Source organism: Streptococcus sp. 1343, assembly GCF_013277355.1.
In the GTDB taxonomy this organism is placed as follows: Bacteria; Bacillota; Bacilli; order Lactobacillales; family Streptococcaceae; genus Streptococcus; species Streptococcus pseudopneumoniae.
In genome coordinates this window covers 12,484-28,544 of record NZ_VMMT01000028.1, presented here as the reverse complement: position 1 = coordinate 28,544, position 16,061 = coordinate 12,484, and the positions used below count along the sequence as shown (strand labels likewise).

Below are 16,061 nucleotides of genomic sequence, written 5' to 3'. Positions count from 1 at the left end.
CAATAGCTAGAAAAATTGTTTACTGTAATACTTAATGAAAATCAAAGAGCAAACTAGGAAGCTAGCCGCAGGTTACTAAAAACACTGTTTTGAGGTTGCAGATAGAACTGACGAAGTCAGTAACCACACCTACGGCAAAGTGAATCTGAAGTAGTTTGAAGAGAGTATAACTTGTCTTTTAGAAAAGGAGCCTATAATGAAAGTCTTTCAGAATGTAAATATCGTGACTTGTGATCAAGATTTCCATGTTTATCTTGATGGAATCTTAGCAGTCAAGGATTCTCAAATCGTCTATGTCGGTCAAGATAAGCCAGCGTTTTTAGAGCAAGCTGAGCAGATTATAGACTATCAGGGAGCTTGGATTATGCCTGGGTTGGTCAATTGCCACACCCATTCTGCTATGACAGGTTTGAGAGGAATTCGGGATGATAGCAATCTCCATGAATGGCTCAATGACTATATCTGGCCAGCAGAAGCTGAGTTTACTCCCGACATGACTACTAAGGCGGTCAAAGAAGCTCTGACAGAGATACTCCAGTCAGGAACAACAACCTTTAATGATATGTATAATCCCAATGGTGTGAATATTGAGCAGATTTATCAGGCAGTGAAAGATTCCAAGATGCGTTGTTATTTTTCTCCGACTCTTTTTTCTTCAGAGACAGAAACAACTGCTGAGACTATAAGCAGAACTCGATCCATCATAGACGAAATCTTAAAATATAAAAATCCAAATTTCAAGGTTATGGTAGCACCTCATTCTCCCTATAGCTGCAGTAGAGACTTGCTGGAAGCGAGTTTGGAAATGGCAAAAGAGCTTGCTATTCCAATCCATATCCATGTGGCGGAGACCAAGGAAGAATCAGGCATTATCCTGAAACGATACGGCAAACGCCCCCTCGCCTTTCTAGAAGAACTGGGTTACTTAGATCATCCGTCTGTCTTTGCTCATGGGGTCGAATTAAACGAGCGAGAAATTGAACGCTTGGCAACTTCTCAAGTGGCTATTGCTCACAATCCTATCAGTAATCTCAAACTGGCATCAGGAATTGCTCCAATTATCCAGCTCCAAAAAGCAGGAGTAGCAGTCGGAATTGCGACTGACTCGGTCGCTTCCAATAACAATCTTGATATGTTTGAGGAGGGACGGACTGCAGCCCTTCTTCAGAAGATGAAAAGTGGAGATGCCAGCCAATTTCCTATCGAAACAGCTCTCAAGGCACTGACAATCGAAGGGGCTAAGGTTCTAGGAATGGAAAATCAGATAGGAAGTCTAGAAGTCGGCAAGCAGGCAGATTTTCTCGTTATTCAACCACAAGGCAAAATCCATCTCCAACCTCAAGAAAATATGCTCTCTCACCTAGTTTATGCTGTCAAATCCAGTGATGTTGATGATGTCTATATTGCTGGAGAACAGGTTGTTAAGCAAGGTCAAGTTCTGACAGTAGAACTTTAGAAGAAAAATCACGAAAAATTTTAAAAAAAGTTTGTAAAAATCTTGCATTCTTTTTTTGACTATGCTATACTTATATACGGTTTGAAAAAACTGCCTAAGACAGTAGGGGAGCTCGACTCATAAATATCCTACCGAGGACAAAACGTATCATGTAAAAAGAAGCGTATTGTACTTTCGTGTCTAGGTTTGGGCGCGTTTTTCTTTTGGAAAAATTCCCCAAGCAAAATAATTACGGAGGTGAACACACTAATGAGTGAAGCAATTATTGCTAAAAAAGCGGAACTAGTTGACGTAGTAGCTGAAAAAATGAAAGCTGCTGCATCTATCGTCGTTGTAGACGCTCGTGGTTTGACAGTTGAGCAAGATACAGTTCTTCGTCGTGAGCTTCGTGGAAGCGAAGTTGAGTATAAAGTCATTAAAAACTCAATCTTGCGTCGTGCAGCTGAAAAAGCTGGTCTTGAAGATCTTGCATCAGTATTCGTTGGACCATCTGCAGTAGCATTTTCTAACGAAGATGTTATTGCACCAGCGAAAATCTTGAACGACTTTTCTAAAAACGCTGAAGCACTTGAAATCAAAGGTGGTGCAATCGAAGGCGCTGTCGCATCTAAAGAAGAGATTCTTGCACTTGCAACTCTTCCAAACCGCGAAGGACTTCTTTCTATGCTCCTTTCTGTACTTCAAGCGCCAGTGCGCAACGTTGCTCTTGCAGTCAAAGCGGTTGCAGAAAGCAAAGAAGACGCAGCTTAATCTTAAGCTACGTAGCGTAGCCTAGCTACGAAAATCTATTATAAATTTAAAACATATTTGGAGGAAATAACAATGGCATTGAACATTGAAAACATTATTGCTGAAATTAAAGAAGCTTCAATCCTTGAATTGAACGACCTTGTAAAAGCTATCGAAGAAGAATTTGGTGTAACTGCAGCTGCTCCTGTAGCTGTTGCTGCAGCTGGTGCTGCTGACGCTGGTGCTGCTAAAGATTCATTCGACGTTGAATTGACATCTGCAGGCGACAAAAAAGTTGGCGTTATCAAAGTTGTACGTGAAATCACAGGTCTTGGTCTTAAAGAAGCTAAAGAACTTGTTGACGGTGCACCAGCACTTGTTAAAGAAGGCGTTGCAACTGCAGAAGCTGAAGAAATCAAAGCTAAATTGGAAGAAGCTGGAGCTTCAGTTACTCTTAAATAATAGAGCGACTACATTAGTAGCTTAAAAACATGATTAAATCGCTATTCTTAGGAGTAGTGGTTTTTCTTTTTGTTTAAGAAGTTGGCGAGTAAGTAATACTCAATGAAAATCAAAGAGCAAACTAGGAAACTAGCCGCAGGCTGCTCAAAACACTGTTTTGAGGTTGCAGATAGAACTGACGAAGTCAGTAACATATCTACGGTAAGGCGACGCTGACGTGGTTTGAAGAGATTTTCGAAAAGTATAAAATAGATTGAATTTAGAATAGTCAACTGAGTTTTATAAAACATTGTTAGAAATTGGTTTGAATTCCGCAATCAATTTGTTCGGTTTTTATTTCATTTAATTTAATTAAATTAGAATTTCCCAACCGTTTAACTCAAGATAAAAATCCCCAATCGAAGCGATTGAGGATTAAGCAAATGAATCTTAAACAATACCTTGGGCAATCATAGCGTTTGCTACATTTTCAAATGCAGCAATGTTTGCTCCTGCAAGATAGTCTTTATCAAGACCATATGTTTCTGAAGTTGTTTTAGCTGTGTTGAAGATGTTTGTCATGATGTCTTTGAGACGTCCATCAACTTCCTCACGAGTCCATGAGAGGCGAAGACTGTTTTGGCTCATTTCAAGGGCTGAAACGGCTACACCACCAGCGTTGGCAGCTTTGGCAGGTCCGTAGAAGATACCATTTTCTTTGTAGATTTTGATGGCATCAAGGTCGCTCGGCATGTTGGCACCTTCAGATACACAGATAACGCCTTGAGCAACCAAACGTTTAGCTGCTTCACCGTTGATTTCGTTTTGAGTAGCACATGGAAGCGCAATATCATAGTTTCCAGCGTAAGTCCATACAGAACCTTCGTGATATGTTGCAGTTGCTTTCTCAGCTGCATACTCAGTCAAACGAGCACGACGTTTCTCTTTAACATCAACCAAAAGATCGAAGTCGATACCATTTTCATCGATGACATAACCGTTTGAGTCAGATACAGAGATGACAGTAGCGCCAAGTTCAGTCGCTTTTTGAAGAGCGTATTGAGCAACGTTCCCAGAACCTGAAATAACCACTTTCTTACCAGCAAAGCTATTACCGTTAGCTTTCAGCATTTCTTCAGTATAGTAAACCAAACCGTAACCAGTTGCTTCTGGACGAATCAAGCTACCACCAAATTCAAGAGGCTTACCAGTCAAGACACCAGCATCAAATTGGTTAAGACGCTTGTATTGACCATAAAGGTAACCAATTTCACGTCCACCTACGCCGATATCACCAGCAGGTACGTCAAGTGATGGTCCGATGTGTTTTTGCAACTCAGTCATGAAGCTTTGGCAGAAGCGCATCACTTCAGCATCTGTTTTACCTTTAGGATCGAAGTCTGATCCACCTTTACCTCCACCGATTGGAAGTCCAGTCAAGACGTTTTTGAAGATTTGTTCAAATCCGAGGAATTTCAAAATCCCTTGGTTTACAGTTGGGTGGAAACGAAGTCCTCCTTTGTATGGTCCAACAGCTGAGTTGAATTGAACACGGTAACCACGGTTTACTTGAATTTTTCCATCACGGTCAACCCAAGGAACACGGAAAGAAATTACGCGCTCAGGCTCAGTAATACGTGCCAAGATATTTTCTTCGATATACTCAGGGTGTTTTTCAAATACAGGTTCCAAAGTGTTGAAAAATTCTTCAACAGCTTGGAGGAATTCAGCCTCGTGCCCATTACGAGCTTTTACAGTTTCAAACACGCTTTGGATATATTCTTTAGCAGATGTCATATCGTTCTCCTTTTGTTGTCATATTTTATTACATGAGCTATTATAGCAGAATTTTTTTAAACTGTAAAGAGAAAAACAAAAATTTTCTAAAAATTCTTTCAATTTAGTTTTAAGACTTTTTGAAAATAGACAAAAAACGAACCTTTTTCTTGTAAATATCTTTCTCAAAGAGAAAATCTGAAAATATGCTATAAGAAAAGAAAATGTTTAGCAATTCAGAAATCACTTGTTAATTTATCCATGATATGTTAGATTTGCCAGCAAAACTATGACCATTTTGGAGGAAAGAAATATTTACATCTCCTTATTCAGGGCAGGATTTTCTATACAAGTATAGATGTCTTGCTGGAGTTGGATCATGGAACCCAAGCGGTTATTGAGATTTAGAACTATCATCAGAATTTTTTCATTAGACTTGTTCGGTAACCATAAAGTACTATACTATCTATGAACAAGACCCAGAAAAAGTAGCCTTATTTCTTAAGAATTTTAATAGTTTAAAGCACTTAGCACCTGTTTATATTGATGAAACAGGATTCGATACTTACTTTTATCGAGAATATGGTCGCTCATCAAAGGGTCAGTTAATAGGAGGTAAAGTCTCTGGAAGAAGATATCAGGGGATTTCTTTGGTTGCAGGTCTAACAAATGGTGACTTAATCGCTCCAATGACCTACGAAGAGACGATGACGAGCGACTTTTTTGAAGCATGGTTTCAGAAATTTCTCTTACCAACATTAACCACACCCTCAGTTATTATTATGGATAATGCAAGATTCCAATAGAATAGCTAGGATAGAATTCTTGTGTGAAGAGTTTGGGCATAAACTTTTACCCCTTCCTCCCTACTCACCTGAGTACAATCCTATTGAGAAGACATGTGCTCATATCAAAAAGCACCTCAAAAAGGTATTACCAAGTTGCAATACCTTTTACGAGGCTCTTTTGTCCCACTCTTGTTTCAGTTTGTTATAAACACCTAAGATAAGAGCTATACTAGGTAAATAAAAATCTCTATACTATTTGAAAGTGAAGACTACTCACTGTGAGATAGTATAGAGTATTTTTGTTGTAGTTAAACCATCCTACCCATTCCCCATTGTAATTAACACGGTAACCGTCTGGTGTAGTCGTATTGATTGCTAGAGCACCAGAGCTATAAGCATAGTACCATTTGCCAGATACCTTCATCCAGCCTGTTTTCATAGCACCTGAACCGTCGAGATAGTACCAAGTCTCACCGTCTTTCAACCAACCTGCTTGCATCCAGACTGAACTATCGAAGCGATACCAGATATTATCTAATTTTGCCCACTGATTGTAAGGGTAAGATCCCATCAAGTTGCATAAACTACCAACGCGAGCCAGCTTGTCGCCAAAAACCCATACTTTTACCTACTTCTTGCATTTGGTTAAAGAAATTGTAGGAATTATTCGTTGTACTCTTATTTTCATTTTTGATTTTATGAGTTCCGATAGCCTTCAAATTTTTGTCAAAAAGATTCGCCTTAGTCGCAAATGTTTGAATCTGAGAAGAGTAGGCTTCTATGTATTGAATGGCTTTTCCATAACCACCAGCTAATTCTTCAGAGCCACCAGATGATGTTCCGAAACTTTGTGCAACGGTAATCCATCCATTTTGAGTAACAGGGTTTTCAAAGGTTGCCAAACCCATATAGGTCAATTCTGGATTGATTAAGGATTCGTAGTGTCCAGTTTGATCAGAGACATTTGCTCCGCTACGAGATTTATAGAATATATTTCTCAATAGCACGCGCAACGCCGTCTTCTTCGTTGCTTGAGGTAACGGCATCCGCAAGAGATTTGACATAATCGCTGGCATTTCCCATTGCAATCCCAAGCCCTGCAAATTGGAGCATTTCGATATCGTTATTAGCATCGCCCATGGCCATAATCTCTGAGGAATCAATCTTCAAAATCTCAGCTAGTCGTGAAAGAGCAGTAGCCTTTGTCGTTCCAAGCGGCATTGCTTCATAAATGACAGGCTGCGAACGAACTCCACTGAATCGTTGGCAAAGCTCTTCAGCAAAACGCTGCTCAAAATCGTCTGTTTGGCTCTCTGTTCCTAAAAACATACCTTGGAACATACGAAACTTGCCACTAGTCGCTTCCTCAAGAGAAATTTCAGTCAGGTCTGAAAAGACTAGTTTGGCATCATTTTGAATGATTTCATTAGGTTTGCCACCGAGGACAAAATAATGTTCCTCATCAAAAAGAGTCAACTGAACATCACTTTTTTCAGCTAGGTCATAGAGGTATTCGATGTCTGCTGGACTAAGTTCTTGCCAGTCAACCAAGCCCCAGTCGCTAGTCTGGTGAGTTGAACAACCGTTGTTAACAATCACATACTCATTCTGGAGATCAAGCCCCAGTTTTTTGTAGTAGGGGAGGACACCGAAAAGCGGGCGACCCGTACAGAGAACCAATTTGACACCTTTTTCAATGGCTTTGTGAATAGCAATAATGTGAGCTTGTGGGATTTCCTTGGCTTCATTGAGGAGGGTTCCGTCCATATCCAAGGCTAGTAGTTTAATCATAAGACTTCCTTCTTTATCTTTTGGTATTATTATAGCATATTTTGGAGAAGAAATTGATAGGAAGCTTGGGGCTAATTGATTTTACAGTTTAGGATGTTTTGATGACAATTCATGATTTGAAGAGGATATTTGGCCAAGATATGTTATACTAAACTTGTCAACGTTGCAACTAGACAAATTAAAAAACCAACTTAATATAATAGTTTTTTGTAAGTAGGTATGAGTATCAGATTACTCAACTAATCTAAACAATAACGGAGGAAATATATCATGATTTTAATGACAAAAAATATAAATCTAACAAATGAAGAATTAGAGCTGATACAAGGTGGAGCAGATCCCTATGGAAAAGAACCTAATGGTTATTTTCCTTGGCAAATAGAGCCGGTATTAACTATGCCGGTTCATGGATTTTGTCCCAGAGGAACCTATGATTTAGGATATATTGGAGGAGGCAATCATCTTTGCAAAGGAAGTCCTGCGAGATTTTAAGTAAAATTTATTAGGAATATGGAGAAAACAGAGGATTTAATATGAAAAAACGGATTATTCAGATTTTACTAGCATTATCCTTAATTTTTTACAAATCAACTTGGTTTTGGGGAATTTTCAATCACCTCGCAAAGCCCTATCTACCAGCAAGTCGTGAATTTTTTCAGATTCTGCTTTGGATGGAGAGTGGAGGTCTTTTATTAGCGGTCATCTATCTACTAGTTTTTGCAGGAAAGAAGACTTTTCATTTCAAATGGCAGCTGAGGCACTTTATCTACCTTTTACTGGGTTACATCATTTTGTATATGTCTGACGTCCTCTTGTCTTATTTCATACCCTCGTCTTCAAATCAAATTTCTTTGAATGAAACGATAGAAATGATAGGGAGACAGGAATTACCCTATTTCTTGCTCATAGCTTGCTTCATCGGCCCTATTGCTGAGGAATTGATTTATCGCGGTGTGCTTATGACAACCTTTTTCAAAAACTCGCCTTGGTACGGAGATGTCTTGCTTTCTGCTATTATTTTCGGTTATATTCATATCAATTTTGCTTTAACTCCTCTTGCTTTTTTCATTTATGCTAGTGGAGGTCTCATTTTAGCTCTACTGTATCGCATGACAAAAAATCTCTACTATCCAATACTAGTTCATATTCTCATCAATATCACTGCCTTCTGGAATGTATGGTTACTCCTATTTTCAGGAAGTTAGCTTACTAAAAAAATGTCGGAACTTTCCGGCATTTTCTTTTTTCACAAATAGTCAACGTTTTTCTTTTCGATATTGGAGTGGTGTGTATCCAGTTATTTTTTGAATTGATTTTGAAAATAAGGTTGGCTTGAGAAAGGCAGATAGTGAAGATAGTTAAGAAGGTTAAGAAGAATAGGATGTTCTTTTTTCCTTTTTGGAAAACTTCTAAAATATGGTATAATGAAAAGATAAAGAAGTTGGAGGTAGAAGATGAACATTCAACAATTACGCTATGTTGTGGCCATTGCCAATAGCGGTACTTTTCGTGAAGCTGCTGAAAAGATGTATGTTAGTCAGCCGAGTCTGTCTATTTCTGTTCGTGATTTGGAAAAAGAATTGGGTTTTAAGATTTTCCGTCGGACCAGCTCAGGGACTTTCTTGACTCGTCGTGGTATGGAATTCTATGAAAAAGCGCAAGAATTGGTTAAAGGATTTGATATTTTTCAAAATCAGTATGCCCATCCTGAGGAAGAAAAGGATGAATTTTCCATTGCCAGTCAGCACTATGACTTCTTGCCACCAACCATTACGGCCTTTTCAGAGCGCTATCCTGATTATAAGAACTTCCGTATTTTTGAATCAACTACTGTTCAAATTTTAGACGAAGTAGCGCAAGGTCACAGTGAGATTGGGATTATCTACCTCAATAATCAAAATAAAAAAGGGATTATGCAACGGGTTGAAAAGTTAGGCCTAGAGGTTATTGAACTAATTCCCTTCCATACCCATATTTATCTCCGTGAGGGGCATCCTTTAGCTCAGAAAGAGGAATTGGTCATGGAGGATTTAGCGGATCTACCAACGGTTCGTTTCACGCAAGAGAAAGACGAGTATCTTTATTATTCAGAGAACTTTGTTGATACCAGCGCGAGCTCGCAGATGTTTAATGTGACAGACCGTGCTACTTTGAATGGTATTTTGGAGCGGACGGACGCTTATGCAACAGGTTCCGGATTTTTAGATAGTGACAGTGTGAATGGCATCACAGTTATTCGTCTCAAGGATAACCTAGATAACCGCATGGTCTATGTTAAACGTGAAGAAGTGGAGCTGAGTCAAGCTGGAACTCTTTTCGTAGAAGTCATGCAAGAATATTTTAATCAGAAGAGGAAATCATGAAAAAAAGAGGAATAGTGGCAGTCATTGTACTGCTTTTGATTGCGCTGGATCAGTTAGTTAAATCCTATATCGTCCAACAGATTCCACTGGGTGAAGTGCGCTCCTGGATTCCCAATTTCGTTAGCTTGACCTACCTGCAAAATCGAGGGGCAGCCTTTTCTATCTTACAAGATCAGCAGTTGTTATTCGCTGTCATTACCCTGGTCGTCGTGGTAGGTGCCATTTGGTATCTACATAAGCACATGGAGGACTCATTCTGGATGGTCTTGGGTTTGACTCTGATAATCGCGGGTGGTCTTGGAAACTTTATTGACAGGGTCAGTCAGGGCTTTGTTGTGGATATGTTTCACCTTGACTTTATCAATTTTGCAATTTTCAATGTGGCAGATAGCTATCTGACTGTTGGAGTGATTATTTTATTGATTGCAATGCTAAAAGAGGAAATAAATGGAAATTAAAATTGAAACTGGTGGCCTGCGTTTAGATAAGGCTTTGTCAGATTTGACAGAATTATCACGTAGTCTCGCGAATGAACAAATCAAATCAGGCCAGGTCTTGGTCAATGGCCAAGTCAAGAAAGCTAAATACACTGTCCAAGAGGGCGATGTCGTCACTTACCATGTGCCAGAACCAGAGGTTTTAGAGTATGTGGCTGAGGATCTTCCGCTAGAAATCATCTACCAAGATGAGGATGTGGCTGTTGTCAACAAACCTCAGGGAATGGTTGTGCATCCGAGTGCTGGTCATACTAGTGGAACCCTAGTAAATGCCCTTATGTATCATATTAAGGACTTGTCGGGTATCAATGGGGTTCTGCGTCCAGGAATTGTTCATCGTATTGATAAGGATACGTCAGGTCTTCTTATGATTGCTAAAAATGATGAGGCGCATCTAGCACTTGCCCAAGAACTCAAGGATAAAAAGTCTCTCCGCAAATATTGGGCGATTGTTCATGGAAATTTGCCCAATGATCGCGGTGTGATTGAAGCACCGATTGGCCGGAGTGAAAAAGATCGTAAGAAACAGGCTGTGACTGCTAAAGGGAAACCTGCAGTAACTCGTTTCCACGTCTTGGAACGCTTTGGCGATTATAGCTTAGTGGAGTTGCAACTAGAGACAGGGCGTACCCATCAGATTCGTGTCCACATGGCTTATATCGGTCATCCAGTTGCTGGGGATGAAGTCTATGGTCCTCGTAAGACACTTAAGGGGCATGGACAATTTCTTCATGCCAAGACTCTAGGTTTTACTCATCCGAGAACAGGTGAGACCTTAGAATTTACAGCAGATATCCCAGCAATTTTTAAGGAAACATTGGAGAGATTGAGGAAGTAAGAATGAAAAAGAAATTAACTAGTTTAGCACTTGCAGGCGCTTTTTTAGGCTTGTCATGGTATGGAAATGTTCAAGCTCAAGAAAGTTCAGGAAATAAAATCCACTTTATAAATGTTCATGAAGGTGGCAGTGATGCGATTATTCTTGAAAGCAATGGACATTTTGCCATGGTGGATACAGGAGAAGATTATGATTTCCCAGATGGAAGTGATTCTCGTTATCCATGGAGACAGGGTATCAATACAACTTATAAGCATGTTCTAACAGACCGTGTCTTTCGTCGTTTGAAGGAATTGGGTGTCCAAAAACTTGATTTTATTTTGGTAACCCATACCCACAGTGACCATATTGGAAATGTTGATGAATTACTGTCTACCTATCCAGTTGACCGAGTCTATCTTAAGAAATATAGTGATAATCGTATTACTAAGCCTGAACGTCTTTGGGATAATCTGTATGGCTATGATAAGGTTTTAAAGACTGCTGCTGAAAAAGGTGTTTCAGTTATTCAAAATATCACACAAGGAGATGCTCATTTTCAGTTTGGAGACATGGATATTCAACTATATAATTATGAAAATGAAACAGATTCATCAGGTGAATTAAAGAAAATTTGGGATGATAATTCCAATTCCTTGATTAGCGTAGTAAAAGTCAATGGTAAGAAAATTTACCTTGGGGGCGACTTAGATAATGTGCATGGAGCGGAAGATAAGTATGGACCTCTCATTGGAAAAGTTGATTTGATGAAGTTTAATCATCACCATGATACCAACAAATCAAATACCAAGGATTTTATTAAAAATTTGAGTCCGAGTTTGATTGTTCAAACTTCGGATAGTCTACCTTGGAAAAATGGTGTTGATAGTGAGTATGTTAATTGGCTCAAAGAACGAGGAATTGAGAGAATCAACGCAGCCAGCAAAGACTATGATGCAACAGTTTTTGATATTCGACAAGACGGTTTAGTAAACATTTCAACTTCCTACAAGCCTATTCCAAGTTTTCAAGCTGGTTGGCATAAGAGTTCATATGGAAACTGGTGGTATCAAGCGCCTGATTCTACAGGAGAATATGCTGTCGGTTGGAATGAAATTAAGGGTGAATGGTATTACTTTAACCAAACGGGTATCTTATTACAGAATCAATGGAAAAAATGGAACAATCGTTGGTTCTATTTGACAAACTCTGGTGTTGCTGCTAAAAATTGGAAGAAAATCGCTGGAATCTGGTATTATTTTAACAAAGAAAACCAGATGGAAATTGGTTGGATTCAAGATAAAGAGCAGTGGTATTATTTGGATGTTGATGGCTCTATGAAGACAGGTTGGCTTCAATATAAGGGGCAATGGTATTACTTTGCTCCATCAGGGGAAATGAAAACGGGCTGGGTAAAAGATAAAGAAGCCTGGTACTATATGGATTCTACTGGTATCATGAAGACAGGTGAGATAGAAGTTGCTGGACATCATTACTATCTAGAAGAATCAGGAGCTATGAAGCAAGGCTGGCTTAAAAAGGCAAATGATTGGTATTTCTACAAGACAGATGGTTCACGAGCTATAGGTTGGATTAAAGACAAGGATAAATGGTACTTCTTGAAAGAAAATGGTCAATTACTTGTGAATGGTAAGACACCAGAAGGCTATACTGTGGATTCAAGTGGTGCCTGGTTAGTGGATGTTCCGATCGAGAAATCTGCTACAATTAAAACTACAAGTCATTCAGAAATAAAAGAATCCAAAGAAGTAGTGAAAAAGGATCTTGAAAATAAAGAAACGAGTCAACATGAAAGTGTTACAAATTCTTCAACTAGTCAAGATTTGACATCCTCAACTTCACAAAGCTCTGAAACGAGTGTAAACAAATCGGAATCAGAACAGTAGTAGAAAAGAAGGTTTTAGGGCCTTCTTTTTCCTATCAACTCTTTTCTATTTCCTGTTATTCATGTTATAATGGATAAATATGAATAATCGGAGTGAGACTATGAAATACAAACGGATTGTCTTTAAGGTGGGTACTTCTTCTCTGACAAATGAGGATGGAAGTTTATCACGTAGTAAGGTAAAGGATATTACCCAGCAGTTGGCTATGCTGCACGAGGCTGGTCATGAGTTGATTTTGGTGTCTTCAGGTGCCATTGCGGCTGGTTTTGGAGCCTTAGGATTTAAAAAGCGTCCGACTAAAATTGCTGATAAACAGGCTTCAGCAGCGGTAGGACAAGGGCTTTTGTTGGAAGAATACACGACCAATCTTCTCTTGCGCCAAATCGTTTCTGCACAAATCTTGCTAACCCAGGATGACTTTGTAGATAAGCGTCGTTATAAAAATGCCCATCAGGCTTTGTCGGTTTTACTTAGCCGTGGGGCGATTCCTATCATCAATGAGAATGATAGTGTTGTTATTGATGAGCTCAAGGTTGGGGACAATGATACTCTGAGTGCACAGGTGGCGGCCATGGTCCAAGCAGACCTTTTGATCCTCTTGACAGACGTAGATGGTCTCTATACAGGAAATCCTAATTCAGATCCAAGAGCCAAACGTTTGGAGCAAATCGAGACTATCAATCGTGAGATTATCGATATGGCCGGTGGAGCTGGTTCGTCAAACGGAACTGGGGGCATGTTAACCAAAATCAAAGCTGCAACTATTGCGACAGAATCGGGTGTTCCTGTTTATATCTGCTCATCCTTGAAGTCAGATGCCATGATTGAAGCGGCTGAGGAGACCAAGGATGGTTCCTACTTTGTTGCGCAAGAGAAGGGGCTTCGTACCCAGAAACAATGGCTGGCCTTTTATGCTCAGAGTCAAGGTTCTATTTGGGTTGATAAAGGGGCTGCGGAAGCTCTCTCTCAACATGGAAAGAGTCTTCTCTTATCTGGTATCGTTGAAGCAGAAGGAGCCTTTTCTTACGGTGATATCGTGACAGTATTTGATAAGGAAAGTGGAAAATCACTTGGAAAAGGACGCGTGCAATTTGGAGCATCTGCTTTGGAGGATATGTTGCGTTCTCAAAAAGCCAAGGGTGTCTTGATTTACCGTGACGACTGGATTTCCATTACTCCTGAAATCCAACTACTTTTTACAGAATTTTAGAGGTAAACTATGGTGAGTAGACAAGAACAATTTGAACAGGTACAGGCTGTTAAAAAATCGATTAACACAGCTAGTGAAGAAGTGAAAAACCAAGCCTTGCTAGCCATGGCTGATCACTTAGTGGCTGCTACTGAGGAAATTTTAGCGGCTAATGCCCTCGATATGGCAGCGGCTAAGGGGAAAATCTCAGATGTGATGTTGGATCGTCTTTATTTGGATGCAGATCGTATAGAAGCGATGGCAAGAGGAATTCGTGAAGTGGTTGCCTTCCCAGATCCAATCGGTGAAGTTTTAGAAACAAGTCAGCTTGAAAATGGTTTGGTTATCACAAAAAAACGTGTAGCTATGGGTGTCATCGGTATTATCTATGAAAGCCGTCCAAATGTGACGTCTGATGCGGCTGCTTTGACTCTTAAGAGTGGAAATGCGGTTGTTCTTCGTAGTGGTAAGGATGCCTATCAAACAACCCATGCCATTGTCACAGCCTTGAAGAAGGGCTTGGAGACGACTACTATTCACCCAAATGTGATTCAACTGGTGGAAGATACTAGCCATGAAAGTAGTTATGCTATGATGAAGGCCAAGGGCTATCTAGACCTCCTCATTCCTCGTGGAGGAGCTGGCTTGATCAATGCAGTGGTTGAGAATGCGATTGTACCTGTTATCGAGACAGGGACTGGGATTGTCCATGTCTATGTGGATAAGGATGCAGACGAAGACAAGGCGCTGTCTATCATCAACAATGCTAAAACCAGTCGTCCCTCTGTTTGCAATGCCATGGAGGTTCTGCTGGTTCATGAAGACAAGGCAGCAAGCTTCCTTCCTCGCTTGGAGCAAGTGCTGGTTGCAGATCGAAAAGAAGCTGGGTTGGAACCAATTCAATTCCGCTTGGATGAGAAAGCCAGTCAGTTTCTTTCAGGTCAAGCAGCTGAGGCACAAGACTTTGACACCGAGTTTTTAGACTATGTCTTAGCTGTTAAGGTTGTGAGCAGTTTAGAAGAAGCGGTTGCCCATATTGAAGCCCATAGTACCCATCATTCAGATGCCATTGTAACGGAAAATGCTGAAGCTGCAGCTTACTTTACAGATCAAGTGGACTCTGCAGCTGTCTATGTCAATGCCTCAACTCGTTTTACCGATGGTGGACAATTTGGTCTTGGATGTGAGATGGGAATTTCTACTCAGAAATTGCACGCGCGTGGTCCAATGGGCTTGAAAGAGTTGACCAGCTACAAGTATGTGGTTGCTGGTGATGGGCAGATAAGGGAGTAAGAGATGAAGATTGGATTTATCGGTTTGGGGAATATGGGGGCTAGTTTGGCTAAGGCTGTTTTGCAGGCCAAGACGTGTGATGACATTCTTCTTGCCAATCGTAGTCAAGCTAAGGTAGATGCTTTCATTGCAGACTTTGGTGGTCAGGCTTCCAGCAATGAAGAAATTTTTGCAGAAGCAGATGTGATTTTTCTAGGTGTTAAGCCAGCTCAGTTCTCAGACTTACTTTCTCAATATCAGACCATCCTTGAAAAACGAGAAAGTCTTCTTTTGATTTCCATGGCAGCTGGATTGACCTTGGAAAAACTCGCTAGTCTTCTTCCAAATCAACACAGAATTATTCGTATGATGCCAAATACCCCTGCTTCTATTGGTCAAGGAGTGATTAGTTATGCCTTGTCTCCTAATTGCAGGGCTGAGGACAGTGAGCTCTTTTGTCAGCTTTTAGCCAAGGCTGGTCTTTTGGTTGAACTTGGAGAAAGCTTAATAGATGCAGCGACAGGTCTTGCAGGTTGTGGACCAGCCTTTGTCTATCTTTTTATCGAGGCCTTGGCAGATGCAGGTGTTCAGACTGGATTGCCACGAGAAACAGCATTGAAAATGGCAGCTCAAACTGTGGTAGGAGCTGGACAATTGGTCCTTGAAAGTCAGCAACATCCTGGAGTTTTGAAAGACCAAGTTTGCAGCCCAGGCGGTTCGACTATCGCTGGTGTAGCGAGCCTAGAAGCGCATGCTTTTCGAGGAACGGTCATGGATGCAGTTGGTCAAGCCTACAAACGAACACAAGAACTAGGTAAATAAGAGGTGGATTTGTCTGCCTCTTTTATGGTGGTTGATACTCTTCGAAAATCTCTTCAAACTGCGTCAGCTTCCATCTGCAACCTCAAAACAGTGTTTTGAGCAACCTGCGACTAGCTTCCTAGTTTGCTCTTTGATTTTCATTGAGTATGAAATGAGAAGACAAAAAGATTGTCACAAACCCCTATTTTTTTGATAGAATAGAAGTAGTAAAAA

At 40.3% G+C, this 16,061-nt stretch carries 14 protein-coding genes, 4 pseudogenes and 1 other annotated feature; of the genes and pseudogenes, 14 read left to right on the top strand and 4 right to left on the bottom strand.

Annotated features, from left to right (window positions below; genetic code table 11):
- Positions 1-196 precede the first annotated feature (196 nt).
- From HT709_RS04745 to rplL, 3 genes are all read left to right on the top strand, one after another.
- A complete protein-coding gene (locus tag HT709_RS04745; RefSeq protein ID WP_000862496.1) occupies positions 197-1,456 on the top strand; it encodes a TRZ/ATZ family protein in 1,260 nt (419 codons plus the stop codon).
- 75 nt (positions 1,457-1,531) lie between these two features.
- Positions 1,532-1,667 (top strand) — a sequence feature (ribosomal protein L10 leader region).
- Between the two features lie 38 nt (positions 1,668-1,705).
- Positions 1,706-2,206, top strand: a complete 501-nt coding sequence (gene rplJ / locus HT709_RS04740; protein ID WP_001287278.1) for a 50S ribosomal protein L10 — start codon at positions 1,706-1,708, stop codon at positions 2,204-2,206.
- A 72-nt stretch (positions 2,207-2,278) separates the two neighbouring features.
- Positions 2,279-2,647: a 50S ribosomal protein L7/L12 gene (gene rplL / locus HT709_RS04735; RefSeq protein ID WP_001196965.1), complete on the top strand. Its 369-nt coding sequence runs from the start codon at positions 2,279-2,281 to the stop codon at positions 2,645-2,647.
- A gap of 429 nt (positions 2,648-3,076) precedes the next feature.
- Here the strand turns inward: rplL and gdhA are convergent, their stop codons facing one another.
- Positions 3,077-4,423, bottom strand: coding sequence for an NADP-specific glutamate dehydrogenase (gene gdhA, locus HT709_RS04730; protein WP_000199528.1), 1,347 nt, complete (start codon positions 4,421-4,423; stop codon positions 3,077-3,079).
- Between the two features lie 203 nt (positions 4,424-4,626).
- Between gdhA and HT709_RS11760 the strand changes: the two are divergent.
- Both HT709_RS11760 and HT709_RS04725 read left to right on the top strand, forming a co-directional pair.
- Positions 4,627-4,807, top strand: a pseudogene (locus HT709_RS11760) (hypothetical protein); the annotation flags it as partial.
- 56 nt (positions 4,808-4,863) lie between these two features.
- Positions 4,864-5,398, top strand: a pseudogene (locus tag HT709_RS04725) (transposase); the annotation flags it as partial.
- A 111-nt stretch (positions 5,399-5,509) separates the two neighbouring features.
- Here the strand turns inward: HT709_RS04725 and HT709_RS12160 are convergent.
- Together HT709_RS12160 and HT709_RS04710 are read right to left on the bottom strand one after the other, a co-directional pair.
- Positions 5,510-6,173, bottom strand: a pseudogene (locus HT709_RS12160) (choline-binding protein C); the annotation flags it as partial.
- The gene (locus HT709_RS04710) at positions 6,172-6,981 is read right to left on the bottom strand and encodes a Cof-type HAD-IIB family hydrolase (RefSeq protein WP_023932748.1); all 810 of its coding nucleotides are present in this window, start codon (positions 6,979-6,981) and stop codon (positions 6,172-6,174) included. The gene HT709_RS04710 and the pseudogene HT709_RS12160, both read right to left, overlap by 2 nt.
- Positions 6,982-7,251: 270 nt before the next feature.
- On the opposite strand from HT709_RS04710, the gene HT709_RS04705 reads away from it, so the two are divergent.
- The gene (locus HT709_RS04705) at positions 7,252-7,473 is read left to right on the top strand and encodes an SP_0924 family bacteriocin-like peptide (RefSeq protein ID WP_000602445.1); all 222 of its coding nucleotides are present in this window, start codon (positions 7,252-7,254) and stop codon (positions 7,471-7,473) included.
- 41 nt (positions 7,474-7,514) lie between these two features.
- Complete coding sequence (locus HT709_RS04700; protein ID WP_172925553.1) at positions 7,515-8,186, top strand: CPBP family intramembrane glutamic endopeptidase; 672 nt, start codon at positions 7,515-7,517, stop codon at positions 8,184-8,186.
- Between the two features lie 51 nt (positions 8,187-8,237).
- Here HT709_RS04700 and HT709_RS04695 read toward each other — a convergent pair.
- Positions 8,238-8,443, bottom strand: a pseudogene (locus tag HT709_RS04695) (AraC family transcriptional regulator).
- Here HT709_RS04695 and HT709_RS04690 point away from each other — a divergent pair.
- The 7 genes from HT709_RS04690 to proC all read left to right on the top strand — a co-directional run bounded on the left by HT709_RS04690 (position 8,436) and on the right by proC (position 15,848).
- Positions 8,436-9,344, top strand: coding sequence for a LysR family transcriptional regulator (locus tag HT709_RS04690; RefSeq protein WP_001025687.1), 909 nt, complete (start codon positions 8,436-8,438; stop codon positions 9,342-9,344). The pseudogene HT709_RS04695 and the gene HT709_RS04690 overlap by 8 nt on opposite strands.
- Entirely contained in the window at positions 9,341-9,802 is a 462-nt protein-coding gene (lspA, locus tag HT709_RS04685) for a signal peptidase II (RefSeq protein ID WP_000745672.1), read from the top strand. Before HT709_RS04690 ends, lspA begins: the two co-directional genes overlap by 4 nt.
- Positions 9,792-10,679 carry an RluA family pseudouridine synthase gene (locus HT709_RS04680; RefSeq protein WP_000403212.1) on the top strand — a complete coding sequence of 296 codons (888 nt, stop codon included), beginning with the start codon at positions 9,792-9,794 and terminating at the stop codon, positions 10,677-10,679. The genes lspA and HT709_RS04680 overlap by 11 nt, the downstream gene beginning before the upstream one ends.
- Positions 10,680-10,681: 2 nt before the next feature.
- Entirely contained in the window at positions 10,682-12,565 is a 1,884-nt protein-coding gene (gene cbpE / locus HT709_RS04675) for a phosphorylcholine esterase CbpE (RefSeq protein WP_000728244.1), read from the top strand.
- A 100-nt stretch (positions 12,566-12,665) separates the two neighbouring features.
- A complete protein-coding gene (gene proB, locus HT709_RS04670; RefSeq protein WP_000875755.1) occupies positions 12,666-13,775 on the top strand; it encodes a glutamate 5-kinase in 1,110 nt (369 codons plus the stop codon).
- 9 nt (positions 13,776-13,784) lie between these two features.
- Positions 13,785-15,047, top strand: a complete 1,263-nt coding sequence (locus tag HT709_RS04665; RefSeq protein WP_023936957.1) for a glutamate-5-semialdehyde dehydrogenase — start codon at positions 13,785-13,787, stop codon at positions 15,045-15,047.
- A 3-nt stretch (positions 15,048-15,050) separates the two neighbouring features.
- Entirely contained in the window at positions 15,051-15,848 is a 798-nt protein-coding gene (gene proC / locus HT709_RS04660; protein ID WP_023936955.1) for a pyrroline-5-carboxylate reductase, read from the top strand.
- Positions 15,849-16,061: the final 213 nt, after the last annotated feature.